Source organism: Frankia nepalensis (genome assembly GCF_016786325.1).
GTDB lineage: Bacteria > Actinomycetota > Actinomycetes > Frankiales > Frankiaceae > Pseudofrankia > Pseudofrankia nepalensis.
In genome coordinates this window covers 72,999-96,640 of sequence record NZ_JADWYU010000093.1, presented here as the reverse complement: position 1 = coordinate 96,640, position 23,642 = coordinate 72,999, and the positions used below count along the sequence as shown (strand labels likewise).

Here is a 23,642-nt window from a genome sequence, read left to right as displayed (position 1 = left end):
AACCGGCTGCGAGGCCGACCCAGACCAGCCCGACGGCGACCAGGAGCACCCTGAGAGCCCGATTCCGGGTATGCGTCATCGACATTCTAGACCCCCCTTACTTTCTCTGGAATGTCACCCGACCGCGATCGGCGCGACCCCGGCCAGTAATTTCGCTCTTTATGATCACGGGCGGGTCGGGGCCAGTGCCCGGCCAGGTATTCCGGTTGTCAAGCCCCGGGGGATATTCCCTGGGCTTCTGCCGCGGGCGGCCGGATAGCTGCCTGGTGGGCGAATCAAAAGCGCACGGAGCTAGCCCCAGGTACCCCAAGGGCGTTCGTCTTGCGATTCCTCGGCCCGAGCCCGGTCAGCCGACGGTCGTGAGACGCACCTTGCCGTCTTCGCCACCACTGACGAGGGTGCGGCCGTCTGGTGTGTACGCCACCGAGGCCACGAATCCCTTGTGACCGGGGGCCGTGTCGCCGAGCCGCCGGCCGAACACCGGGTCGGTGACATTCCACAGCTCCACCATCCCGTCTTGGCTCGCACCCGCGAGAGTATGACCATTGTGGGTGAAGGCAAGGGAGTAGATCACGCCGTGCTGGCCGGCGGGGAGTGAGCCAAGCAGGCGAGGAGCTTCCGGAGCCGCGACATCCCAGAGCTGCACGACGTTCTCGCCGCCAACCGTGGCCAGAACATGACCCACGGGCGCGAATGCCATCACGCCACCGGGCACGGAGGAGCCCAACGGCCGGGCGTCGGCCGGGTCTGTGACATCCCACAGCCGCACCCCGTCGCGGTCCCGAACCGCGAGAAGGCGCCCATCTGGCGCAAACGCCACCATCGCGGTTCCGTTGGCATCGCTCGCCAGGGGAGAGCCGAGCTGCCGAGGGGCGGCTGGGTCCGCCAGGTCCCACAGTCTCGCGCCCCCGGCCCTGTCGCCGCTGGCAAGCATGCGGCCATCTGGCGCAAACGCAACCCACTCGATGCCACCCGAGCTACCGGTGAGAGCGGAGCCGAGCAACCGCGGAGCCGCCGGGGCCGTGACATCCCATAGCGTCACCGCACCCGTTCCCGTCGCGCCGTCAGAGCCGCCTGCGGCGAGAACCTGGCGGCCCGGCGCGAACGCAACCGACGACACATCAGGGATCTCCAGAGGCGAGCCGAGTTGACGGATGTCTCGTGGGTCGCTGGCGGCCCAAAGCCGCACCGCATTCTCGTAGTAGCTGGTGCTCGCGACGAGACCACCGTCGGACGAGACCGCCACCGACCACACCGGGCCGACCGTGGAGCCCCCTCCTCGAAGGCGCACGACCAGGACGACGAGCAGAACGACTATGGCGACGATCGTCGCCAGAAGTTGCAGGACGGCACGCGGCAGGCGCCGACGAGGAAGCACCTCTTCTTCGTTAACAATCATCAAGGATCCAGACCTGAGTAACAACGACTGTCACCGCGCCCTCCGATTCCTGGTAATTTCTGTCTTCAGGTTCCGAACCCGGAGGGCGCGGTGGTGGCCGGCGGGCCGGCCACCAGGTCGACGGCCAGGGCTCCCGCGTTCAGGACAGCGGCCAGATCGCGGGCCTCGGACTCGGTGAAGCTCCCGCTGATCTGGGCACTGCCGGGGATGCGGTCGTTCGTCGTCGGCGCCGACTGGACGACGCCGTCCAAGACGATCGCCGTCTGCTTACCGATGGTGTCCTCGGTCAGCTGGGTGAACTTCTTCTGGCCGGACCCGGTGAACTCGACGTTGACAACCCACTGACCGGTGTTGATGTTGGCGCCACCCGCGCTGGTCTGCGGCTGGCCGGCCGACGCGGACTTCACGTCGGCCCCGACCACCGCCGCCGGCTTGAGCAGATACGTGACCGCGCCGTCCTTGTCGCAGGCGACCGTCCAGTCCTGGGCCTCGGCCGGGCCGACGTTCGGCGCGGCGTCGCAGCTCAGGGCGCCGAACGCGTACATCACGTCGGCGGGCGGCGTCGCGTCGGCCGACAGGCTGGTGCTGGCAGTCGGCGTGGGCGTCGGCCAAGCCATCGCGGCCCGCGTAGGTGTGGCGGTCGGCGCCAGGGTGGCGATGGGCGTCGGTATCGGCACCGCTGCCGGCGATGGCACCGCGGGCGCCGCTGTCGGCTGCGGCCCCGGCTCCGCCAGGCCCGATGTGTACACCTCCCGGAACTCAAGCCGACCGGGCGCTGTCAGCGTGGCGATGAGTCCGACGTCGGCGGCAGGCAGGCCGAGCAGAAGGCTCTTACCGTCCGCCGCGGCCCGGACCTCGACATCGTCGATGCCCAGCCCAGCAGCCCGGTCCTCGAGCAGATCGATCGTCCCCCCGAGCCCCTGAGCCGTCAGCTCTCGCTGAGGTGTGAGGACCACATAGCGCATGTCGGCCGCGCCCCGGTTCCCAACGAGAACCCGGTTGACGAGGAGGAGAGGAATCGTCACTGCCAACGCGACGATGACGACCGCGGCCGGGAGCAGCCAGGCCAGCCGGCGCCTGGCACGGCGCCTGTCGGCGAGCACGCGGGCCGCCGGCGAGCGGCCCGCCACCGCCGACACAGCGGCGCCGGCTGGCGTGGCCTCCGTCAGTGGACTCGCCGCGGCGACCGACGACACCCGCGTGACGGCTGCTCCCGGCAGGGGAGCCCCAGCAGGGGCATCGCCCTGTATCCGCGGCCCTGCCGGCAGTGCCACGGCATCGCCGGCGGCCGGAGGCGCCGGGGTGCCGGGCATTGGTGGCTGGTCGGTCGGCCCGGCGATACCCAGCCCGGCCGGAACGGCGACCGTTGCTGTGCCGCCGGCGCTGACCGGACTCGTGTTGGCCGGCGCCAGGGCGGCGCCGCATTCGCCGCAGAAACGGTGCCGCTCCGCTGCCGGTGCGCCGCAGGACGTACAGAAACGCGCCATGAGCTCCCCCGTGCCGACCATTCGGATTCAAGTAATCAACTCACAGCGCCGGGGTACAGGACCTTCCCCGTCGGGAGAATTCCATCGTCAACACATCCGCCGACGCGGCGCGACCAGCAAGGATGCGATACGTCCACGGCCACGACGGCGAACCGCTCCGGGTCCACGCCTCAGCGGCGGACGAACTCACAGGGCACGTCGCCGTCCAGGGGGTCGAGCGTGAATGCGTCACTCGCCACGAACCGGTAGCCGAAGACCCGCTCGTTCCGGATCACCTGGAACCTGATCCGCCGCCCGTCGAGGACGGCATAGAACCCAGGGCTGCCGTCCCAGTAGATAGTCCCGTCCCACTCCTCCTCGCCGGGGAGAAGTCCGCCCTCCTCGAAGGTTATTGAAACGTCCTCGGCGCACCCCCTGCCGGCCCAGCTCCCGGCGAAGTCGCTGGCCGACGCGTCTCGGCCGGCCGGCGCGCTCGATGCCTGGGGCGACGACACTCCCACCGGCGGCTGGAACACCAACGACTCGTCGGAGCCACCGCAGCCCGCAGCGGTCGTCGCCAACATCCCCGCCAGGCCGGCGACGGCGACTGCCCGCGAAATTCGCAGGTATCTCACTGCAACCCTCATTTCCAGCTCCGGTTTCCGATGACGGTGAGGTCAATGATTGCGCGCTAGTCACGTCTGTTCGGTTCGTCGGCGGCCGGAATGGCTGCCGCCCCCTGTACGGCAGCCATTCCGACCTGGTCCTCGGCTTTCGGTACGGGCGACAGTTTTCGGCGCGGTGGCGCGGAGCCGGGGCGCCTGCTCCGGAATCCGGGACTTTCCTCCCGTACACGTCTACTCGGTTTCCATGCATTTCACGAAAGCACCGTCCCAGCGGGTCGGGGAAGCGCACGGGGCACGCTGGGGGGTCAGCCCCCCGGTTTCAGCCGAGGCTGGAGCAGCGGGCCGGGCCGGGGTAATTTCACCGTTTCCTGAGTCTCACCGCTGTCCCCGGCGCGCCTCGGTGCGGCGCCGCGCGCTGGCGGCGGCAGCCGGGCGGTGACTGGCGCGTCCAATTCCCGTAGGGAGTCGGCGAGGAGCGGGTGGTGGGCGACCACGTACTCGATGAACGGTGGAGTTCCCGCCTCGCCCGCGAGGTCAGCGCCCAGCCGCTCGCCCGCGTCCTTCTTCAGCCGTTTGAGCTGCTTGTCCAGCCACTTCAGGTTGGGCTGGTTCGCCGGCCGCCCCAGGATCAGCAGGGTCTGGGCCCGCCGCTCGCGCGGCCGGGGCAGGAGCCCGTTCAGCTCGGGGTAGCAGTAGGCGGCCAGCGTCCGCCGGTCCCCGTCGGTCCAGGCCGGCGGGTCGGCCGTGCTGGTCGACGGCGCGCCGGCCTCCCAGTCGCCCGTGCCCCAGTGCACCGAGGGCGCTCCATCGCCGCCAGCCGCGGGTCGGCGCCACCGGATGACCAGGTGGAAGCGGTGCTCGACGTTCCCGCCGCGGGAGCGCAGCGTCACCAGCTGCCAGTCCCGGACGAGTACCTCGGGCGGACTCTCCCTGGTGATCTCGCGGTACAGCCCCGGCGCGGTCAGGAAAAGCTTCGTGTTCCTGGTGGCGCAGTTCGTCAGTGCCCACCGGCCGCCCAGAACGGTGACCCGCCCGGCGAGCCGTGGGAGGGACGGGTCGGACTCACCGTCCTCAAACGTCAGCCGGACCGGGATGTCGACGCCGGCCACGGCGCGCCCGAAGCCGAGGGACCGCTCCGGTGGTACCAGCCAGCGGTCGTCGATCCGGACGATGTTGGCCCGGGGGTCGGACTCCGTGTCCAGCCCGGTGGCGCGCCGGTACAGGACCAGCAGCGGCAGTACGGTCGGCGACGCGGACATCTCACGACCCGGCTGGGGCGCCGGTGAGAACGGGATCACCCCACACCGCCCTGCTCTGCGCGCAGCCGTCGGTTGCCTGGCGCAGCACCTCCAGCCGAAGGCGCAGCCCGCCGGTGACGTCGAGGTCCAGGCGCGCGGTCTCCCCCAGCCGCAGGGAACGCACGTCGAGCGGCCGGCCGTCCAGGAACACCTTGAACTCGGTGTACAGCTGGGCGGTCTCGCTCTTGTCGTCGATCCCGGCCGTCAGGGTGAGCCTCTGATAGTCGCGGCTCAGGTTGAACTCGACGAACCACGGGTCGTCGTTGCAGTTGTAGTCGAAGATCAGCGACTTCGGGTGGGACTGGCCGTTGAGCTCCGCCTGCCGTGGCACGGACGCCCCGGCAGCCGCATCCAGATCGGCGAGGAAGACCTGGACGGGCCGTCTCTCGACGGTAAGGATGATCTCCTGACCGGGGGTGAGCCGGGCACCGACCGGAGGGGCCTGGGCGACGACGCGGTTGTCGCCCGCGGCGTCTACCACCAGGTCCGTCTCGACGGTGACCTCGAAGCCGGCGGCCACGAGGTTCTGCTGCGCCACGTCCACATCGACGTCGATGAGCTGGGGCATCCGGTCCAGCGTGGTCGGGCTCGGCGTCGCGGGGCTGGTGGGGGTCCGCCCTGGCGACCCGGCCGTACCGGTTACCCCGGCGGTGGGGAGGGACGGGTTGAGCGTGGCGTCGCCTCCGCCGCCGGGTTCAGGACCGAACAGTGCCCAGGCGCCGGCCCCGCCGAGGACCACGAGCACGGCGACAACGGCCACGACGACGAGACCGCGGCGCGCCGGCCGGCCGTCCGGCGCCGCGGGATCGGGCATCGGACCCGTGGCTGGCATGGTGGGCCGGGCGGCGGGAGCGGGCGCGGGGATGTGGGACGGTCCCGGGGGCCCGACCGTGCCGGACGTCTCCGTCGTCGAGCCGACGTCGGAAAGCCATCGGCTGAGCGACCGCGGGCGCTGGCCGGGGTCCGCGGCCAGGCCCGCGAGCACCAGGTCGGCGAGGAAGGGCAGGTGCACCAGCAGCGGGCTGCGGGCGAGCGCCTGACGGGTAGCCTCCCGGTCTACGTCGACCGGCCTGCCGGCGCCGTCCGCGATCTGCGCCGGTGCCTGGCCTGTCAGCAGGTAGACGATCATCGCGGCGAACGCGAACCTGTCGCTGTCGGGACTCGGCCGGGCGTCCGGTCCGGCCGCCAGCAGTTCAGGGGCCATGTAGCCGTAGGTCCCCATGCCGAGTCGGCCGGTGCCATCGGCGAGGTTGGCGAGGCCGAAGTCGACGAGCACGACGGTGCCATCGTCCTTGACCAGGACGTTGGCCGGCTTGATGTCCCCGTGAGCCACCGGCACGCCGTTCGTGTCGCTGCCGCTGTGCAGATAGTCGAGGGCTGAGGCGACCTGCCGGGCAAGCCGGAACCGCTCCTTGAGGCCCGCTGCCGGGTTGTCGTTGCACCACTGCGACAGCGACCGCGCATCGATGTGGCTCATGACCAGGTACCGGCGCGGGGTGCCGGTCGGGGGCGTCTCGCCGTACCAGTGGGGCGCCGGGGCGACAAAACCATCTAATACCCGGACGATATGCGTATGCTGCAGCGCCTGTAACAAGGAAACATGCCGCGACCAGGAAACCTCGAGACCCTGGTCGGCGGTCCCGGGGCCGTCCGCGCCCGAAAGGGCCACTGACGCGCGCACCGGGCCGAAATCCTTGACCGCCACCGTGCTGCGGCTCCGGCCCGCCTCAGACAGGGGACGGACCGCCCGCCACACTTCGCCTTCTCCGCCGCCGCCCAGTGATTCCACCAGCTGGTAGCGGTCCGACTCATTCGCGGGACCTACCCAAAGACCGTCGCTCATCGGCTTTCCCCCGTGCCAACCCGTCGCTGGCGCCGAATCCTACGCCCGAATCGGACGGATCGGGTGGTACCGCGGGGCGGGTTCGACAACCCCATTCCCACCGGGCCTTGGGCATCGCCCGTGCTCCTCGCCGCCACCGCCGCCGTCCCCCACCTGTCCGTCCCAGCCATCCTGGTTTGGGCACGGACCACGCGGAATACCCTGGGGAGAGTTGTCCCGTTTCTGTCACCCGACGGACAGGCTGTCCCTGGCCCCCGCGCCCTCGTTCTGGCACGATCTCCCCCTGATCAGACCGGCCGGGAGACAGGAACGAAGGACGGTGGCGGCCCGCGATGGACAGCGACGTGTCGGAGGCCGTCGCCGAGTTACGGGAACTGCGGCGGGGGCGCGGGCTGCTGGCCGACGATGTACATCGGCGCGTCGGGCCACGACTTCGCATTTTCTGCGGTATCGACGCCTCGGATCCCCCCGCCGCGATCCGACGAAAGCTGGTGCTCGCGCTCACCGAGCAATGTCGCCGGCTGCCCAGCGATCTGCGGCTTGCCGTGCAGGTCGCGCTCGCCTTGCATGAGACCGCCGACCACAAGTTTCTGCACGAGCGGCTGGAGTGGCTGGCCAGCCAGTTCGACCGGGACCCCCGCACCGCGCGCCGCCGGATCGACGAGGGACTGCGCATCCTCGCCGAGTCCGTCGTCGACCCGCGGGACGCCGCCCCGGCGGCCACACCGACCCCGTTCGCCGCGGACGGGTGGTTCGTCGCGTCGATGCGCGCGACGTTGCGGTTCGACGTCGACCCGCCTCGGCTGATCGAGGAGCGGCTGGTGGTGGCGACGGCCGACGACCTTGACGAGGTGGTCAGCTCGCTGAGCATCCCCCGTCGGCCCGGCCCGCCGGCGCCGTCGCCGAGCGGCCTGATGGCGACCATGCTCTACGGCGGTGAGATCGTCGAGACCCGGCGGCCGTCGCGCGGGCACGCCCGGTTCGTCGTCCGCCTGCCCCGGCCGCTGAACCTCGGGGAGCAGCACGAGTTCAGCATCGAGTACGTCGCGTACCCCCGCGCGCAGCTGCCGCCGTACTACGCCGTGGTGCCGCTGCGCCGCTACGACCACGTCCAGACCCGCGTCAGGTTTGGCACCGACCGACTACCCGCCAAGATCTGGCGGCTCAGCGGCGTTCACCCACGCGTCGTCGACGAGTTCACCCCCGGACCGGAGCGGGTGGCCATCGACTCGATCGGTGAGGTCCGCGTGGAGTTCTTCAACCTCCGCCAGGGCCTGAGCTACGGCCTTCAGTGGGAGCCGTCCAGCGAACCACCCTGACCGGCGAGGCGCGGGCCGGTGTTCCGTAAGGTCCGCTCCTGGCCCGGCCAGGCCCACCAGAACCGGGTCAGCCGGTGCGGACGACGATGAAGTCGGCGAGGCTTTCCAGCGCGGTCTTCGCGGGGCCGTCCGGGAGCGGGGCGAGGCACTCGCGGGCGCCGGACACCCAGGCGCGCAACTCGGCGCGGGCCTCACCCATTCCCGGATGGCCGCGCAGCAGCTCCAGCGCCTCGTCGACGGCCGCGTCCGTCGAGAAGCCGGCCGCCATCAGCTCGCGCAGCCGCTCCGCGGCCGCGTCGCGGGCCCGCAACGTGTAGAGCACGGGCAGCGTGCTCACCCCCGCCCGCAGGTCGGTGCCGGGGGTCTTGCCGGAGGCGACACTGTCCGAGGCGACGTCGATGATGTCGTCCGAAAGCTGGAAGGCGACCCCGAAACGTTCGCCGAAGGTGGCGAGGATGTCCGCCGTCACCGGGTCCGCGCCGGCCATCATCGCGCCGAGCCGGCCGGAGGCGGCGATCAGTGACGCGGTCTTGCCGCTGATCACCCGCAGGTAGTGCTCGATCGGGTCGTCGTCCGGCATCGGGCCCACGGTCTCGCGGATCTGGCCCTCGCACAGCGTCGCGATCGTCTGCGCGAGGATCCTGGTCGCCTCGGGGCCGAGGTCGGCGGTGATCTCCGAGGCCCGCGCGAACAGGTAGTCGCCGACGAGGATCGCCACCGTGTTCGTCCACCGGGCGTTGGCGGACGCGGCCCCGCGTCGCAGCGGGGCCTCGTCCATCACGTCGTCGTGGTACAGCGTCGACAGGTGGGTCAGCTCGATGGCGGTCGCCGCTTTGATCACCTCCGGCGCCGCCGGGTCGGCGAACTGCGCCGCGAGCAGCACCACCATGGGGCGGAAGCGTTTCCCGCCCGCGTCGGTGAGATGTCGCGACGCCTCCGTCACGAACGCGAACTCGCTGCGGACCGCGTCGCGCAGCAGCTTCTCGACGTCGTCGAGGCCCGCGCGCACAGCGGATTCGAGATCAGGGTCGGCCCTGATCCCCATGGTGTCCAGCCCGGTTCTGCTCATACCGCCATCAGCGTACGAAGCCTGAGGCCGCCGCGTGACTAGCGAGGTCCAACAAGGGCTGTGGCACGACGCCCAGGAGCAATGTCACAATCGCGCCGACTCCCGCGGTCGCGTAGGTCAGGCTCGGCTGGGTGACCACGACCGGGCCGTCGGCCGGCGGGTCGGAGAAGAACATCAGCACGATCACCCGGACGTAGAAGAACGCGGCGACGGCGCTGCACACCAGCGCGACGACCACGAGCGGGGTGGCGTCCCCGGAGATCGCCGCCTGGAACACCGCGAACTTGCCGGTGAAGCCGCTGGTGAGCGGGATCCCGGCGAGCGCGAGCAGCAGGAACGCGAAGATGCCGGCCAGCATCGGCGAGGTCCGGCCGAGGCCCTGCCACTGGGACAGGTCGCTGGCCTCCCCGTCGCCGGTACGCACCAGCGAGACGACGGCGAACGCCGCGATCGTGGTGAAGCCGTACGTGACCAGGTAGAACATCGAGCCCGACAGGCCGTCGGCGTTGGTGCCGGCGAGCCCGACGAGCAGGAAGCCCGCGTGCGCGATCGCGGAGTAGGCGAGCATCCGCTTGATGTCGCGCTGGGTGAGCGCGAGCACCGCGCCGACGATCATCGTGAGGATCGCCACGCCCCAGATGACCGGCCGCCAGTCCCAGCGCAGGCCGCCCAAGGCGACGTAGAAGACCCGCAGCAACGCGCCGAACGCGGCGACCTTGGTGCCGGCCGCCATGAACGCCGTGATCGGGGTCGGGGCACCCTGGTAGACGTCGGGGGTCCAGGAGTGGAACGGCGCGGCGCCGATCTTGAAGAAGAACCCGACGGCGAGCAGGGCGACGCCGAGGTAGAGGTAAAGGTCGTTCTCGCCGACGGTGCCCGTCGCGTCCGCGATCTCGCCGAGGCGGACGGTGCCGGCGAAGCCGTAGATCATGGCCACGCCGTACAGGAAGAACGCCGAGGAGAAGGCGCCGAGCAGGAAGTACTTCAGCGCCGCCTCCTGCGAGAGCAGGCGCCGGCGCCGGGCCAGGCCGCACAGCAGGTAGAGCGGCAGCGAGAGGATCTCGAGCGCGATGAACATCACGAGCAGATCGTTCGACCCGACGAACAGCAGCATCCCGGCGACCGAGAAGGCCATCAGCGGGTAGACCTCGGTCTGCATCGCCTTCGAGGTCTGCATCGCGGTCGATCCGGGCTCACCAGGGGTGATGGCCGCGGCCGCGACGATCGCGCCGCCGGAGGAGTCGAGCCGGCGTTCGGCGACCAGCATCACCGCGAGCACCGCGAACAGCAGGATCGTGCCCTGCATGAACAGGGTCGGGCCGTCGATCGCGAGCGCCCCCGAGACCAGCGTGGCCCGGCGGGAATGCAGCAGCACGACGGCGACGAATGCCGCGACGAAGCCGAGGACGGCCAGCACGGGCTGGATCGCCCGGCGGGCGGACGATGCCGCGAACGCCTCGACCAGGATGCCGACGAACGCGAGCCCGAGCACGATGAGGATCGGGCTGATCGAGGAGTACTCGACCGGCGGGGTCTGCGGCGGTGGGAGGGTCGCGGCGAGGACGACGGGAGCGGCGCTCACGAGTGGCCTCCGTTGTGGGCGACCTCGGCGGTCGGCGCCGGGTCGTGGTGGCCAACGTCGCTGAACGTGGCCGTGACCGACGGGCGGATGATGTCGATCAACGGCTTCGGGTAGATCCCGAGCGCGATGATCAGTGCGACGACCGGCGCGACCACGAGCTTCTCGCGGACGGACAGGTCGACGACCAGCTTGTTCTCCTCGTGGACGATCGGGCCCGTCATCGTCCGCTTGTACAGCTGCAGCACGTAGATGGCCGCCAGCACGATGCCGCAGGTAGCGACGATCGCGAGCGCCCGGTACTCGGTGAACGTGCCGACCAGGACGAGGAACTCGGAGACGAAGCTGTTCAGACCGGGCAGCGCGAGCGAGGAGAGCCCGGCGATCAGGAACACCCCGGCCAGCACCGGGGTGACCTTCGCCATGCCGCCGTAGGCGTCGACGTCCCGGCTGCCCCGGCGGGCGACCAGGAAACCGACCACCAGGAACAGCAGGCCGGTCGACAGGCCGTGGTTGACCATGTAGAGCACCGCGCCGGTGCCGGCCTGTGAGGTGAAGGCGAAGCAGCCCAGGGCGATGAACCCGAAGTGCGCGAGCGAGGTGTAGGAGACCAGCCGCTTCATGTCACGCTGCCCGATCGCGAGCAGCGCGCCGTAGAAGATGCCGATGACCGCGAGCGCGAGCACCAGTGGGGCGAAGTAGTCCGCCGCGTCCGGGAACAGCGGGATGCAGTAGCGGATCAGGCCGAAGGTGCCGACCTTGTCGAGCACGCCGACGAGCAGCACCGCGCCGCCGGTCGGCGCCTGGGCACCGGCGTCCGGCAGCCAGGTGTGGAACGGGAACAGCGGCGCCTTGATGGCGAAGGCGAGGAAGAAGCCGAGGAACAGCCACTTCTGGGTGTCCTCGTCGATGTCCATCTGCCGCAGCGCCGCGAAGTCGAACGTGCCGGTGCCCAGCGCGTTCGCCGAGACGACGTAGAGGCCGATGACCGCGGCGAGCATCAGCAGCCCGCCGAACAGGCTGTAGAGCAGGAACTTGACCGCGGCGTACGACCGCTGCTTCTGCTCGTTCGGCGACCCGTAGCTCCCGATCAGGAAGTACATCGGGATGAGCATCGCCTCGAAGAACACGTAGAACAGGAAGACGTCGGTGGCGGCGAACACGCCGACCATGCCGGCTTCCAGCGCGAGCAGCAGCGCGAAGAACGCGGGGACGCTGCGCTTGCCCTGCTCGGACTCGTGCCAGGAGGCCAGCACGACGACCGGCACCAGCAGCGTGGCCAGCAGGATCAGCACGATCGAGATGCCGTCCGCGCCGACCGAGTACGAGACGCCGAACTGCTTGATCCAGTCGTAGCTCTGGGCGAACTGGAAGCCGGGTGTCTCCGGCTCGTAGGCGATCGTGGCGAGCACCGCGATCACGAGCTCGGCGATCGTGATGGCCAGCGTCGCCTGCTTGGCGAGCAGGCCCGCCCGCTTGGGCAGCAGCGCCACCACGATCGCGCCCGCGATGGGCACGATCAGCAGGATCGTCAGCCAGGGAGCGGTGTTCACGTCAGCCCACCCTCACCAGCAGCAGGGCCCCGATCACGAGGATCGTGCCTCCCAACATCGACAGTGCGTAGGTCCGGACGTAGCCGGTCTGGGTGCGGCGCAGCCGGCCGGACAGGCCGCCGATGGCCGCCGCGGTCCCGCCCACCAGGCCGTCGACGATGATCTTGTCGAACCAGACGAGGAACCGGGTCAGGTAGTTGCCCGGGATCATGAACGCGGCCTCGTTGAAGGTGTTCGCGTACAGGTCGTGCCGGGCGGCGACGGTCAGCGGGCTGACCTCCGCGTCCGTCGGGGCGACCGCCGCCACGGGGCGCACCTGGTAGCGCAGGAACGCGCCGGCGAGGCCGCCGACGCTGACCACCAGCGTGAGCAGGGTGACGACCCACGGGTCGAGCCCGTGGTGCTCGCCGGCGTGGTGGCCGAGCACCGGGGCGAGGAAGTCCGACAGGGTGCCGCCGACGATGAACAGCGCGCCGGCGGCGACCGAGCCGACCGCGAGCACGATCATCGGGAGCGTCATCGTGGCCGGCGACTCGTGCGGGTGCTGGGCGTTCTCGCCCTCCGGGGTCCCTGCCGGATCGGCGGAGCCGATCCGGGAGGTCGACTCCCAGCGCGGCTTGCCGTGGAAGGTCATCAGGAACAGCCGGGTCATGTAGAACGCGGTGATCCCGGCGCCGAGCAGCGCCACGAGGCCGTAGATGGTGCCGGACGTCCCGCCCTTGGCGAACGCCGTCTCGATGATCTTGTCCTTGGTGAAGAACCCGGAGAACGGCGGGAGGCCGATGATGGCCAGGTAGCCGAGCCCGAAGGTCACCCAGGTGACCTTCATGTACTTCCAGAGGCCGCCGTACTTGCGCATGTCCTGCTCGTCCTTCATCGCGTGGATGACCGAGCCGGAGCCGAGGAACAGGCCAGCCTTGAAGAAGCCGTGCGCGAGCAGATGGGCGATACCGAGGGCGTAGCCCGCCGGCCCGAGCCCGACGGCGAGGAACATGTAGCCGATCTGGCTGACCGTCGAGTAGGCGAGCACCTTCTTGATGTCGTCGTACGCGCAGCCGATGACGCACCCGATCACCAGCGTGACCGCGCCGATGATGAGGACCACCGTGCGGGCGGCCTGCGTCTCGTTGAAGATCGGGGCCGCCCGGGCGATCAGGTAGACGCCGGCGGTGACCATCGTCGCCGCGTGGATCAGCGCCGAGATCGGGGTCGGGCCCTCCATCGCGTCCGGGAGCCAGGCCTGCAGCGGGAACTGGCCGGACTTGCCACAGGCGCCGAGCAGCAGGAGCAGCGCGATCGCGGTGAGGATCCCGTAGCCGAGGACGCCGCCGGCGGCCGCCGTGAACACGTCGTCGTAGTTGGTGGAACCCAGGGTGGCGAACATGAACATGATCGCCAGTGCCAGGCCGACGTCGCCGACCCGGTTCATGTAGAACGCCTTGTTCGCGGCCGTGGCCGCCGCCGGCTTGTACTCCCAGAACTTGATGAGCAGGAAGGACGAGAGGCCGACGAGCTCCCACCCGGCGTAAAGAACCAGGAAGTTGTTCCCCAGCACCAGCAGCAGCATGGAGGCGAGGAACAGGTTCATGTAGGCGAAGAACTTCCGCCGGTTCGGGTCGTGCGCCATGTAGCCGATCGAGTAGATGTGGATCAGCGTGCCCACACCCGTGATCAGCAGCACGAAGACGATGGAGAGCTGGTCGACCAGCAGGCCGACGTCCACCTGGAAGTCGTTGACCGGCACCCAGGCGAACAGGTGCTGCGAGAAGGCCCGCTCATCGCCGTTCTTGCCCACCAGGGCGAAGAACACCACTAGGCCGACGACGAAGCTCGCCGCGGCCGCCAGGGTGCCCACGATGTGGCCGAAGCGGTCGGTGCGGCGGCCACCGAGCAGCAGCACCGCCGCGCCGGCCAGCGGCAGCACGATCAGCAGCCACGTCAGCGAGAACGCACCGCTGGCGGCGGCGTAGTGGACCGGGCCACCGTGCTCCGGGGTCGCGGCGGCCAGCACCGTGGGAAGGCCCGCGCTCATCGCGCACCGGCCAACAGGTAGGACACCACGGCGCCGTCGGTGGGCGGGTCCATCGGCGGGTCCAGTGGCGTCGCCATCGCGTGCGGCGGCGTCGCGCTCGCTTCCAGCGTCACTGCAGTGTCGTCCGTTCTCGCTAGCGGGCCGGCGCTCTGGCCGTCAGGCAGCCATGCGTCCATCGGCCCGTGAGGCGTCTCAGTACTTCAGCAGGTTCACGTCGTCGATCGACGCGGAGCGACGGGTCCGGAAGATCGTCAAGATGATCGCCAGGCCGATGACGACCTCGGCGGCCGCCACCACCATCACGAAGAACGCGATGACCTGGCCCTCGAGGTTGCCGTGGATCCGGGAGAAGGTGACCAGCGACAGGTTCACCGCGTTGAGCATCAGCTCGACGCACATGAACACGACGATCGCGTTGCGCCGGACCAGCACCCCGACCGAGCCGATCGCGAACAGCAGCCCGGACAGCACCAGGTAGTTCGCCGGGTTCACAGCCCGCTCCCCTTCCCGGCGCCGACCGGCGCCGATCCGTCCGTCGCGCCGGGCGGGTCGTCGCCGTCGGCGTCACCGGTCTCGCCAGCGCCGTCACCCGCGGGCGACCCGCCACCCGGCTCCAGCGGCGCCGGGGCGCCGCCCGTGAGGCCGCGGCCCGCGCCGGGCAGCGCCGGCTGCTGGTCGGCAGAGTCGGCTCGCGCGTACACACCGGGGCCGGGCAGCGGGGTGAGCACCCCGCCGTCGGCGATCCGCTTGCGCAGGGTCTCCTTCTGCGACGGCTTCGGCCCGGTCCGCTCGCGGTGGCCGAGGACCATCGCGCCGACCGCCGCGATGACCAGCAGCGCGGACACGGCCTCGAACGCGAAGACATAGTCCGTGAACAGCAGCCGGGCGATGGAGTGGATGTTGCCGCCGCCGGCCTGGTTCACCGCCTCCAGGCCCGCCGCCGGCTGGTCCTTGATGACCTTCCCGAGCGGGAAGACCAGCAGGCCGGCGAACCCGAGGCCGAGCACCGCCGCCGCGAGCCGCTGCCCGCGCAGCGTCTCGACCAGCGACTCGGTCGAGTCGACGCCGATCAGCATCAGCACGAACAGGAACAGCACCATGATCGCGCCGGTGTAGACCACGATCTGCACGAAGCCGAGGAACGGGGCGTCCTGGAGCAGGTAGCAGACGGCCACACAGAAAAGGTTGGCGACCAGCATGAGCGCACCGTGCACGGCGCTGCGCGCCAGCACCATGCCGAGCGCGCCGATCACCGCGATCGGGGCGATGATCCAGAAGGTCAGCGCCTCGCCGGTGGACGTGCTGGTGATCGGCGCGGTCGCCGCGAGCAGAAGCGGGTCCATCAGTGCTCCGAACCGGACCCGCCGCCGCGCGCCAGCTCCTGGAAGGCGGGCAGCGGGGTGTTCGGGTCCCAGCGGTAGTAGTCCGTCTCCGTCTCGCCGAGGAACATCTGGTGGGGCGGGGCCACCATCCCCTCCTTCAGCGGCGCGAGCAGCTGCTCCTTGGTGAAGATCAGGTCCGCGCGGCTGTCGTCGGCGAGCTCGTACTCGTTCGACATCGTCAGCGCCCTGGTCGGGCACGCCTCGATGCACAGCCCGCACAGGATGCAGCGCAGGTAGTTGATCTGGTAGACGCTGCCGTAGCGCTCCCCGGGCGAGAAGCGCTCCTCCTCGGTGTTGTCCGCGCCCTCGACGTAGATCGCGTCCGCCGGACACGCCCAGGCGCACAGCTCACAGCCGATGCACTTCTCCAGCCCGTCCGGGTGCCGGTTGAGCTGGTGCCGGCCGTGGAAACGCGGCGCGGTCGGCTTCTTCTCTTCCGGGTACGACTCGGTGACCGGCTTGCGGAACATGTTGCCGAAGGTGAGGCCGAAGCCCTTGAAGAAATCGAAGGCTCCCATGGTTCAGCTCTCCTGACGCTGACGTGGGCCGGCCGGGATGACCGCCGGGTTGGCCGCGCCCGACTCCGCCGGCGGCGGCCACGGGATGCGGTCGAGGCTCGGCGGCGCCTGGGCGTACGGATCGTCCTCGTCGTCCTCGTCGTCCGTGGAGCGGCGGCCCCCCAGCGCGAACTCCGCGACGACGAACAGGCCGAGGATGACGGCGATGCCGATCAGCCAGGGCCGCAGACCGGCGGTGTCGTTGTCCCGCATGGTCCGCAGCGCGGCGATGAACAGCACCCAGACCAGGCCGGTGGGGATCAGGATCTTCCAGCCGAAGCTCATGAACTGGTCGTAGCGCAGCCGCGGCAGGGTGCCCCGCAGCCACACGAAGAAGAACATGACCGCCAGCAGCTTGATCAGGAACCAGATCAGCGGCACCCAGCCGTGGTCCAGCCCGGACAGCCCCGGGATGGGCGGCGGCTGCCAGCCACCGAGGAACAACGTCGTCATGATGGCCGAGACGGTGACCAGGTTGACGTACTCGGCGAGGTAGAAGAAGGCGAACTTGATCGAGCTGTACTCGGTGAGGAAGCCACCGACCAGCTCGCCCTCGGCCTCTGGCAGGTCGAACGGCGTGCGGTTCGTCTCGCCGACCATCGAGATCGCGTAGATCACGAACGACGGGAACAGCGCGATGTACCACCAGTCGGCCTGCGACTCGACGATGCCCGAGGTCGACAGCGTCCCGGAGTACATGAACACCGCGACGAACGCCAGGCCCATCGCGATCTCGTACGAGATGATCTGGGCGGCCGAGCGCAGCGAGCCGAGCAGCGGGTACGTCGACCCGCTCGACCAGCCGGACAGGATCAGCCCGTACACCCCGAGCGAGGCGGCCGACAGCAGGTAGAGCACGCCGACCGGCAGGTCGGCGAGCTGCAGCGTGGTGTGGTGGCCGAAGATCGAGACCTCGGGCCCGAACGGGATGACGGCGAACGCGATGAGCGCTGGGATGACGGACACCAGCGGCGCGAGGAGGAACACCGGCCGGTCGGCCAGCGCCGGGATGATGTCCTCCTTCAGCATCAGCTTGACGCCGTCGAAGAGGCTCTGCAGCCAGCCCTTCGGCCCGTGCCGGTTCGGGCCGAGCCGGACCTGCATCCGGGCGACGACCTTGCGCTCGAACACGATGCCGAACAGCGTCATCACCATCAGGAACGCGAACACCGCGACACCCTTGATGAGGACGAGCCAGAACGGGTCCGAGCCGAACCTGGTCAGGTCGGGGTCGGCGCTGCCCGCGGCGAGCAGCACGGTGGTGCTGGCCGAGCCGGTCATCGCGCACCTCCGGTGGTGGCCTCGGCCGGGGCCGGCGTGGCGGGCGCGGGCACCGGGGCGTCCAGTGCCTGGGCCGCGATCCGGACGAGCCCGCCGGTGGCGCCGGCGAGCGCCCGGCGGACGTGCGAGCCGGGCGAGTGCGTGGGCACCCAGACCACCCGGTCGGGCAGGACGGCGATCTCCAGCGGGAGGGTCACGGTCCCGCGGTCGGTGCTGACGGTCACCAGGCCGCCCTCGACCGCGCCGATCTCGGCGGCGGTGGCCGCCGAGAGCAGCGCCCGCGCCGGGCGGGCGGTGCCGGCGAGGTAGGGCTCGCCGGCCTGCAGCGCGCCGTCGTCGATGAGCTGGTGCCAGCTGGCGAGCAGCGCGTGCCCGGCGGGCGGGGTGACCGGCCCGGTCGCGGCGACCGCCGGGGCCGGCACGCGGGTGACCGCGGCGCCGGCCCGGCCGAGCGCGGCGAGCTCGCGGGCCGCGGCGCCGGCGTCGCCGACGCCCAGGTCGACACCCAGCCGGGCGGCGAGCAGGTGCAGCACGCGCAGGTCCGGCAGCGCGGAGGTCTCCAGCGCCCGCTGGAACGGGCGCAGCCGGCCCTCCCAGTCGACGAACGAGCCCACCTTCTCGGCGACCGGCGCGACCGGGAACACCACGTCGGCCACCTCGGCGATGGCCGAGCGGCGGATCTCCAGGGACACCAGGAACGGCACCGTCGACAGCGCCGCCAGGGCGGCGGCCGGGTCGGGCAGGTCCTCGACGTCGACGCCGGCGACGACCAGGCCGTCGAGGCCCGCGTCCTCCAGCGCCGCGGCGGAGAGGATCTCGGCGGTGCTCCTGCCGGGCGCGCCGGGCAGGCCCGCCCCCCAGACCGCCTCGATCTCGGCGCGGGCCGTGGGGTCCGCGACCGGGCGGCCGCCGGGCAGCAGCGACGGGAAGGCGCCGGCGGCGAGCGCGCCGCGCTCCCCGGCGCGGCGCGGCACCCAGCCGAGCCCGGCGCCGGTCGCCTCCGCGAGCCGCAGCACGGCGGTCAGCGCGCCGGGGGCCTCGGCGGCGCGCTCGCCGACGAGGATGACCGAACCCGGCTTGCGCAGCGCCTCGGCGACGTCGCCGGCCAGTTCGCCGTCGGGGCCGGGGCGCCCGCCGGCGAGCCCGGCGAGCAGGTCGGCCTCGCCGCCCGGCGCGACCGGCAGCAGCGTGCCGGCGAGCTTGCCGAGCGCCCTGGTCGCGACCGGGCCAACCGCGTACACGGCGGTGCCGAGCTTGCGGACCGCCTTGCGCAGCCGCAGGAAGACGATCGGCGACTCCTCCTCCGGCTCGAAGGCGACGAGCAGGACGGTCGGGGCGGCCTCCAGGTCGGCGTAGGTGACGCCGATGCCGGTACCGGCGACCGCGTGCCCGAGGAACGCCTCCTCCTCGGCCGAGTGCGGCCGGGCACGGAAGTCGATGTCGTTGGTGCGCAGGGCCAGCCGGGCGAACTTCGCGTAGGCGTAGGCGTCCTCCCTGGTGAGCCGCCCGCCGGCGAGCACCCCGACGCCGTACCGGTCGCGGGTCTCCGCCAGGCCCCTGGCGGCGTACTCGAGCGCCTCGTTCCAGCTCGCCTCGACCAGCTCACCGGTCGCGTCGTCGCGGATGAGCGGGGTGGTCAGCCGGTCGGGCTGGCGCGCGTAGGTGAAAGCGAACCGGCCCTTGTCGCAGTTCCACTCCTCGTTCACCGCGCCGTCGTCGCCGGCCAGGCGGCGCATCACGGTGCCGCGCCGGTGGTCGGTGCGCAGCGAGCAGCCCGACGCGCAGTGCTCGCAGGCCGTCGGCGTGGAGACCAGGTCGAACGGGCGGGCGCGGAACCGGTAGGCGGCGCTGGTGAGCGCGCCGACCGGGCAGATCTGCACCGTGTTGCCGGAGAAGTAGGACGAGAACGGCTCGTCGGCCGCCACGCCGACCTGCTGGTCGTTGCCCCGCTCGAACAGGTCGATGAACGGGTCACCGGCGATCTGCGCCGAGAACCGGGTACAGCGGGCGCACAGGACGCAGCGCTCCCGGTCGAGCAGGATCTCCGAGGAGATGGCGAGCGGCTTCGGGAAGGTCCGCTTCTCCTCCTTGAACCGCGACTCGCTGCCGCCGTTGGCCATCGCCTGGTTCTGCAGCGGGCACTCGCCGCCCTTGTCGCAGACCGGGCAGTCCAGCGGGTGGTTGAGGAGCAGGAACTCCATCGTCCCGGCCTGGGCCTTCTCGGCCACCGGCGACGTGAGCTGCGTCTTCACCACCATGTCGGCGGTGACCGTCGTCGTGCAGGAGGCGACCGGCTTGCGCTGGCCCTCCACCTCGACGATGCACTGCCGGCAGGCACCCACCGGGTCGAGCAGCGGGTGGTCGCAGAACCGCGGGATCTCGATGCCGAGCTGCTCGGCGGCCCGGATGATCAGCGTGCCCTTGGGCACGCTGACCGGCAGGCCGTCGATGGTCAGCGTGACGTGGTCGGGCGGCGGGGCGGGCGGCCCGCCCGGCCCGGCCGCGGCGTCAGTAGCGACAGTCATGATGCTCCGTGCGCTCTCATGATCGTGACGGTTCCCATGGTCAGTGCGCTCCCGCGAGGGCGTTGGTCGAGCTCTTGGCGACGCCGTTGCCCGAGGCGCCGCCGGGCGCGGCGGTGGCCGGGCGCGGCGTGGAGGCCGCGGCGAACTCCTCCGGGAAGTGCTTGATGCCGGACACGATCGGCGAGACCGCGCCGTCGGCCAGCGCGCAGAACGCCCGGCCGAAGATGTTGTCGCAGGCGTCGGTCAGGGTGTTGACGTCGCTCGGGTCGCCCTGGCCGTGCTCCATCCGGGTCAGGATCTGCAGCAGCCAGGTGGTGCCCTCGCGGCACGGGGTGCACTTGCCGCAGGACTCGTGCGCGTAGAACTGGGTGAGCCGGCGGACCACCGGGACGATGTCCACCGTGTCATCCATGATCATCAGCGCGGCCGTGCCGAGCAGCGAGCCGGCGGCCATGACGCTGTCGAAGTCCAGCGGGACGTCGAGGTGGTCGGCGGTCAGCATCGGGGTCGACGAGCCGCCCGGCGTCCAGGCCTTGAGCTGCCGGCCGCCGCGCATGCCGCCGGCCATGTCGAGCAGCTCGCGCAGCGTCGTGCCCATCGGCGCCTCGTACTGGCCGGGCCGGGTGACGTGGCCGGACAGGCTGTAGATCTTCGGGCCCGGCGACTTCTCGGTGCCCAGCGAGCGGAACCACTCGACGCCGTGATTGACGATGAACGGCACCGAGGCGATCGTCTCGACGTTGTTCACGACCGTCGGCGAGTTGTAGAGGCCGTGGGTCGCGGGGAACGGCGGGCGCAGCCGAGGCTGCCCGCGCCGGCCCTCCAGCGAGTCCAGCAGCGCCGTCTCCTCGCCGCAGATGTACGCGCCGGCGCCGGAGTGGATCACCAGGTCGAGGTCGAACCCGCTGCCGAGGATGTCCTTGCCGAGGTAGCCGGCGCGGTAGGCCTCGGCGGTCGCGTTGCGCAGCCGGCGGGCGGCGTGGATCAGCTCGCCGCGCAGGTACACGAAGGCACGGTTCGCGCGCACCGCGTAGGAGGCGACGATGATGCCCTCGATCAGCGAGTGCGGGTCGGTCATCATCAGCGGGGCGTCCTTGCAGGTGCCCGGCTCGCCCTCGTCGGCGTTGATGACCAGGTAGTGCGGCTTGCCGTCGCCCTGCGGGATGAAGCTCCACTTCATCCCGGTCGGGAAGCCGGCCCCGCCACGCCCGCGCAGGCCGGAGTCCTTGACCATCTTGATCAGGTCATCGGGGCTCGTGTTCAGCGCCGTGCGCACGGAGCGGTACCCGTCGTGGCGCTCGTAGGTCTCCAGGGACCAGATGCCGGGGATCTTCCAGCGGCTGGTGAGGACCGGGGTGACAGGCACGGTCACGCCCCCTTTGTCGGCGAAGCGGCAGGACCGGCCGGTGTCGCCGAAGCGGCGGGACCGGCCGGTGTGCTGGTCGGGGCGCCAGCGGCCGGGCTGGCGCCGGACCGGGCGCCGTCCGCGGGCGTCGTGTCCGGCAGCACGTCCCCCACGGGCGCCGGGCCGGCCGGGCCGCCGGCCGCCTGGGCGCCCGCGACCCCGCCGTCCCAGCCCGCCTGCTCGGCGACCGTGAGACCGGCCACCGACGGCTCCAGGAAGCCGGTCCCCGCGATGCCCTCGGGCCGCGGGTCCTCGAAGCCGGCCAGCTGCCGGGAGATCTCGGCGAACGTGCACAGCGGGCCACCGCGGGTCGGGGTGGGCCGCTCGCCGCGCCCGAGCGCGTCGACGATCTCCTCGGCCGCGCCCGGGTCCACGCCGTCGTAGAACTCGTAGTTGACGGTCATCACCGGGGCGTAGTCGCAGGCCGCCAGGCACTCGGCGTGCTCGAGGGTGATCGAGCCGTCGGCGGTCGTCTGGTCGTGCCCGACGCCGAGCTTCTTGGAGAGCCGGTCGTACACCTCGTCGCCGCCGAGCAGCCGGCACGACAGGTTCGTGCACACCGAGACCAGCCAGTCACCCACCGGGTGCCGCTTGTACATCGTGTAGAAGGTCGCGACCGCGCTGACCTCCGCCGCCGTGAGGCCGAGCTCCCTGGCGCAGAAGTCGACGCCCTCGGTGGTGACGCAGCCCTGCGCGGACTGGACCAGGTGCAGCATCGGCAGCAGCGCCGAGCGCTCCCGGCCCACCGGGTAGCGGGCGACGATCTCGCGGGCCGCGGCCCGGATCTCCTCCGTGAACGGCCCGCTGCCGGCCTCAGGAGAGGCCGGCCCGTACCTGGCCTCAGGAGAAACAGTCATCAACGATCAACTCCCCCGAGCACCGGGTCGACCGAGGCGACCGCGACGATCACGTCGCCGACCTGCCCGCCCTCGGTCATCGCGGGCACGGCCTGCAGGTTGACGAAGCTTGGGTCGCGCAGGTGCACCCGGAACGGCTTGGTCCCGCCGTCGCTGACGACGTGGCAGCCGAGCTCGCCGCGCGGGGCCTCGACGGCCGTGTAGACCTGCCCCGGCGGCACCCGGAAGCCCTCGGTGACCAGCTTGAAGTGGTGGATCAGGGCCTCCATCGAGGTGCCCATGATCTTGCGGATGTGGTCGAGCGAGTTGCCCATGCCGTCCGAGCCGACAGACAGCTGCGCCGGCCAGGCGATCTTCTTGTCCGCGACCATGACCGGGCCGGGGCCGAGCTTCGCCAGCTTGTCCAGGCACTGCTCGACGATCTTCAGGGACTCGCCCATCTCCTCCAGCCGCACCAGGTAGCGGGCGAAGGAGTCGGCCTCGGTCGCGGTCGGGACGTCGAACTCGTACGTCTCGTAGCCGCAGTACGGCATCGTCTTGCGCAGGTCCCAGGGCAGGCCAGCGGCCCGCAGGATCGGGCCGGTGACGCCCAGGGCGAGGCAGGAGGCCGCGTCCAGGTAGTTGACGTCGATCAGCCGGTTCTTCCAGATCGGCTGGCCGGTCAGCAGCCGGTGGTACTCCTTGATCCGCCCGGGCATGTCGGCCAGGAACTCCATGATCGCCTTCTCGGCGCCGTCAGGGAGGTCCTGGGCGAGCCCGCCGGGGCGGACGTAGGCGTGGTTCATCCGCAGGCCGGTGATCAGCTCGAGCAGGTCGAGGATCTTCTCGCGCTCGCGGAAACCGACGATCATCGCCGTGGTGGCGCCGAGCTCCATGCCCGAGGTGGCCAGACCCACCAGGTGCGAGGAGATCCGCTGCAGCTCCATCACGAGCACCCGGATGACCGTCGCCCGCTCGGGAACCTGGTCGGTGATGCCCAGCAGCCGCTCCACCGACAGGCAGAAGGCCGTCTCGGAGTACAGCGGCGAGAGGTAGTCGGCCCTGGTCAGGTAGGTGACCGCCTGCGTCCAGGTGCGGAACTCGCAGCTCTTCTCGATCCCGGTGTGCAGGTAGCCGATGACCAGCCTGGTCTGGAGGACCGTCTCGCCCTCGATGTCGAGGACGAGACGCAGCACGCCGTGGGTGGACGGGTGCTGCGGGCCCATGTTGACGACGATCCGCTCGGCGCCCTCCTCACCGGCGCCAAGCACCTGCTCCCAGTCGCCACCGGTGACGGTGTAGACCCGGTTCGCGCCGGACTCGGTGAAGCCGGCCTCGTACGGGCCGGGGCCTGAAGGCTGGGTGCGCGTGTCGGTGCTCATGCTGCGTCCCTAGTTCGCTCCGTCGCTTCGCTCACTCCGCGGGCGTCCTCGTACCTCGGACGACCACTCCGCTCGCTCACTCCTGCGCTC

The 23,642-nt window shown here is 71.0% G+C and carries 18 protein-coding genes; 1 reads left to right on the top strand and 17 read right to left on the bottom strand.

Translation table 11 applies throughout. The features are described from left to right. Positions 1-346: 346 nt before the first annotated feature. From I6A81_RS07335 to I6A81_RS07315, 5 genes are all read right to left on the bottom strand, one after another. Positions 347-1,399, bottom strand: coding sequence for a WD40 repeat domain-containing protein (locus I6A81_RS07335; RefSeq protein ID WP_203002731.1), 1,053 nt, complete (start codon positions 1,397-1,399; stop codon positions 347-349). A gap of 65 nt (positions 1,400-1,464) precedes the next feature. Further along, positions 1,465-2,595 carry a SecDF P1 head subdomain-containing protein gene (locus tag I6A81_RS07330; RefSeq protein ID WP_203010133.1) on the bottom strand — a complete coding sequence of 377 codons (1,131 nt, stop codon included), beginning with the start codon at positions 2,593-2,595 and terminating at the stop codon, positions 1,465-1,467. A 461-nt stretch (positions 2,596-3,056) separates the two neighbouring features. Continuing rightward, entirely contained in the window at positions 3,057-3,500 is a 444-nt protein-coding gene (locus tag I6A81_RS07325) for a hypothetical protein (protein ID WP_203002733.1), read from the bottom strand. A gap of 296 nt (positions 3,501-3,796) precedes the next feature. Next, a complete protein-coding gene (locus I6A81_RS07320) occupies positions 3,797-4,750 on the bottom strand; it encodes a hypothetical protein (protein ID WP_203002734.1) in 954 nt (317 codons plus the stop codon). A 1-nt stretch (position 4,751) separates the two neighbouring features. Then, positions 4,752-6,632 (bottom strand): protein kinase domain-containing protein, encoded by a 1,881-nt coding sequence (locus tag I6A81_RS07315; RefSeq protein ID WP_203002735.1) that lies wholly within the window; start codon positions 6,630-6,632, stop codon positions 4,752-4,754. A 332-nt stretch (positions 6,633-6,964) separates the two neighbouring features. Between I6A81_RS07315 and I6A81_RS07310 the strand changes: the two genes are divergently transcribed. Further along, on the top strand, positions 6,965-7,951 hold the full coding sequence (locus tag I6A81_RS07310; RefSeq protein WP_203002736.1) for a hypothetical protein: 987 nt from the start codon (positions 6,965-6,967) through the stop codon (positions 7,949-7,951). Between the two features lie 67 nt (positions 7,952-8,018). Here the strand turns inward: I6A81_RS07310 and I6A81_RS07305 are convergent, their stop codons facing one another. From I6A81_RS07305 to I6A81_RS07250, 12 genes are all read right to left on the bottom strand, one after another. After that, positions 8,019-9,020, bottom strand: coding sequence for a polyprenyl synthetase family protein (locus I6A81_RS07305; protein WP_203002737.1), 1,002 nt, complete (start codon positions 9,018-9,020; stop codon positions 8,019-8,021). 7 nt (positions 9,021-9,027) lie between these two features. Further along, positions 9,028-10,602 carry an NADH-quinone oxidoreductase subunit NuoN gene (gene nuoN / locus I6A81_RS07300; protein WP_203002738.1) on the bottom strand — a complete coding sequence of 525 codons (1,575 nt, stop codon included), beginning with the start codon at positions 10,600-10,602 and terminating at the stop codon, positions 9,028-9,030. After that, positions 10,599-12,152 carry an NADH-quinone oxidoreductase subunit M gene (locus tag I6A81_RS07295; protein WP_203002739.1) on the bottom strand — a complete coding sequence of 518 codons (1,554 nt, stop codon included), beginning with the start codon at positions 12,150-12,152 and terminating at the stop codon, positions 10,599-10,601. The genes nuoN and I6A81_RS07295 overlap by 4 nt, the downstream gene beginning before the upstream one ends. A gap of 1 nt (position 12,153) precedes the next feature. Then, positions 12,154-14,184 carry an NADH-quinone oxidoreductase subunit L gene (nuoL, locus tag I6A81_RS07290; RefSeq protein WP_203002740.1) on the bottom strand — a complete coding sequence of 677 codons (2,031 nt, stop codon included), beginning with the start codon at positions 14,182-14,184 and terminating at the stop codon, positions 12,154-12,156. A gap of 192 nt (positions 14,185-14,376) precedes the next feature. Beyond that, positions 14,377-14,676, bottom strand: coding sequence for an NADH-quinone oxidoreductase subunit NuoK (gene nuoK, locus I6A81_RS07285; RefSeq protein WP_203002741.1), 300 nt, complete (start codon positions 14,674-14,676; stop codon positions 14,377-14,379). Next, positions 14,673-15,527, bottom strand: coding sequence for an NADH-quinone oxidoreductase subunit J (locus I6A81_RS07280; RefSeq protein ID WP_203002742.1), 855 nt, complete (start codon positions 15,525-15,527; stop codon positions 14,673-14,675). The genes nuoK and I6A81_RS07280 overlap by 4 nt, the downstream gene beginning before the upstream one ends. After that, complete coding sequence (nuoI, locus tag I6A81_RS07275; RefSeq protein ID WP_203002743.1) at positions 15,527-16,084, bottom strand: NADH-quinone oxidoreductase subunit NuoI; 558 nt, start codon at positions 16,082-16,084, stop codon at positions 15,527-15,529. The genes I6A81_RS07280 and nuoI overlap by 1 nt, the downstream gene beginning before the upstream one ends. A gap of 3 nt (positions 16,085-16,087) precedes the next feature. Further along, positions 16,088-17,404 (bottom strand): NADH-quinone oxidoreductase subunit NuoH, encoded by a 1,317-nt coding sequence (nuoH, locus tag I6A81_RS07270; RefSeq protein ID WP_203002744.1) that lies wholly within the window; start codon positions 17,402-17,404, stop codon positions 16,088-16,090. Next, the gene (locus tag I6A81_RS07265; protein WP_203010132.1) at positions 17,401-19,929 is read right to left on the bottom strand and encodes an NADH-quinone oxidoreductase subunit G; all 2,529 of its coding nucleotides are present in this window, start codon (positions 19,927-19,929) and stop codon (positions 17,401-17,403) included. The genes nuoH and I6A81_RS07265 overlap by 4 nt, the downstream gene beginning before the upstream one ends. Before the next feature lie 40 nt (positions 19,930-19,969). After that, positions 19,970-21,295 carry an NADH-quinone oxidoreductase subunit NuoF gene (gene nuoF, locus I6A81_RS07260; RefSeq protein WP_203006893.1) on the bottom strand — a complete coding sequence of 442 codons (1,326 nt, stop codon included), beginning with the start codon at positions 21,293-21,295 and terminating at the stop codon, positions 19,970-19,972. Positions 21,296-21,297: 2 nt separating this feature from the next. After that, positions 21,298-22,191, bottom strand: coding sequence for an NADH-quinone oxidoreductase subunit NuoE (nuoE, locus tag I6A81_RS07255; protein WP_203010131.1), 894 nt, complete (start codon positions 22,189-22,191; stop codon positions 21,298-21,300). Beyond that, on the bottom strand, positions 22,191-23,552 hold the full coding sequence (locus I6A81_RS07250; RefSeq protein ID WP_203006886.1) for an NADH-quinone oxidoreductase subunit D: 1,362 nt from the start codon (positions 23,550-23,552) through the stop codon (positions 22,191-22,193). The genes nuoE and I6A81_RS07250 overlap by 1 nt, the downstream gene beginning before the upstream one ends. Positions 23,553-23,642: the final 90 nt, after the last annotated feature.

Coding starts and splice junctions, on each gene's coding strand:
- I6A81_RS07335 (WP_203002731.1), bottom strand. CDS start 1,399: ATGATTGTTAACGAAGAAGAGGTGCTTCCTCGTCGGCGCCTGCCGCGT.
- I6A81_RS07320 (WP_203002734.1), bottom strand. CDS start 4,750: ATGTCCGCGTCGCCGACCGTACTGCCGCTGCTGGTCCTGTACCGGCGC.
- I6A81_RS07315 (WP_203002735.1), bottom strand. CDS start 6,632: ATGAGCGACGGTCTTTGGGTAGGTCCCGCGAATGAGTCGGACCGCTAC.
- I6A81_RS07310 (WP_203002736.1), top strand. CDS start 6,965: ATGGACAGCGACGTGTCGGAGGCCGTCGCCGAGTTACGGGAACTGCGG.
- I6A81_RS07305 (WP_203002737.1), bottom strand. CDS start 9,020: ATGAGCAGAACCGGGCTGGACACCATGGGGATCAGGGCCGACCCTGAT.
- nuoL (WP_203002740.1), bottom strand. CDS start 14,184: ATGAGCGCGGGCCTTCCCACGGTGCTGGCCGCCGCGACCCCGGAGCAC.
- I6A81_RS07280 (WP_203002742.1), bottom strand. CDS start 15,527: ATGGACCCGCTTCTGCTCGCGGCGACCGCGCCGATCACCAGCACGTCC.
- nuoI (WP_203002743.1), bottom strand. CDS start 16,084: ATGGGAGCCTTCGATTTCTTCAAGGGCTTCGGCCTCACCTTCGGCAAC.
- nuoH (WP_203002744.1), bottom strand. CDS start 17,404: ATGACCGGCTCGGCCAGCACCACCGTGCTGCTCGCCGCGGGCAGCGCC.
- I6A81_RS07265 (WP_203010132.1), bottom strand. CDS start 19,929: ATGACTGTCGCTACTGACGCCGCGGCCGGGCCGGGCGGGCCGCCCGCC.
- nuoE (WP_203010131.1), bottom strand. CDS start 22,191: ATGACTGTTTCTCCTGAGGCCAGGTACGGGCCGGCCTCTCCTGAGGCC.
- I6A81_RS07250 (WP_203006886.1), bottom strand. CDS start 23,552: ATGAGCACCGACACGCGCACCCAGCCTTCAGGCCCCGGCCCGTACGAG.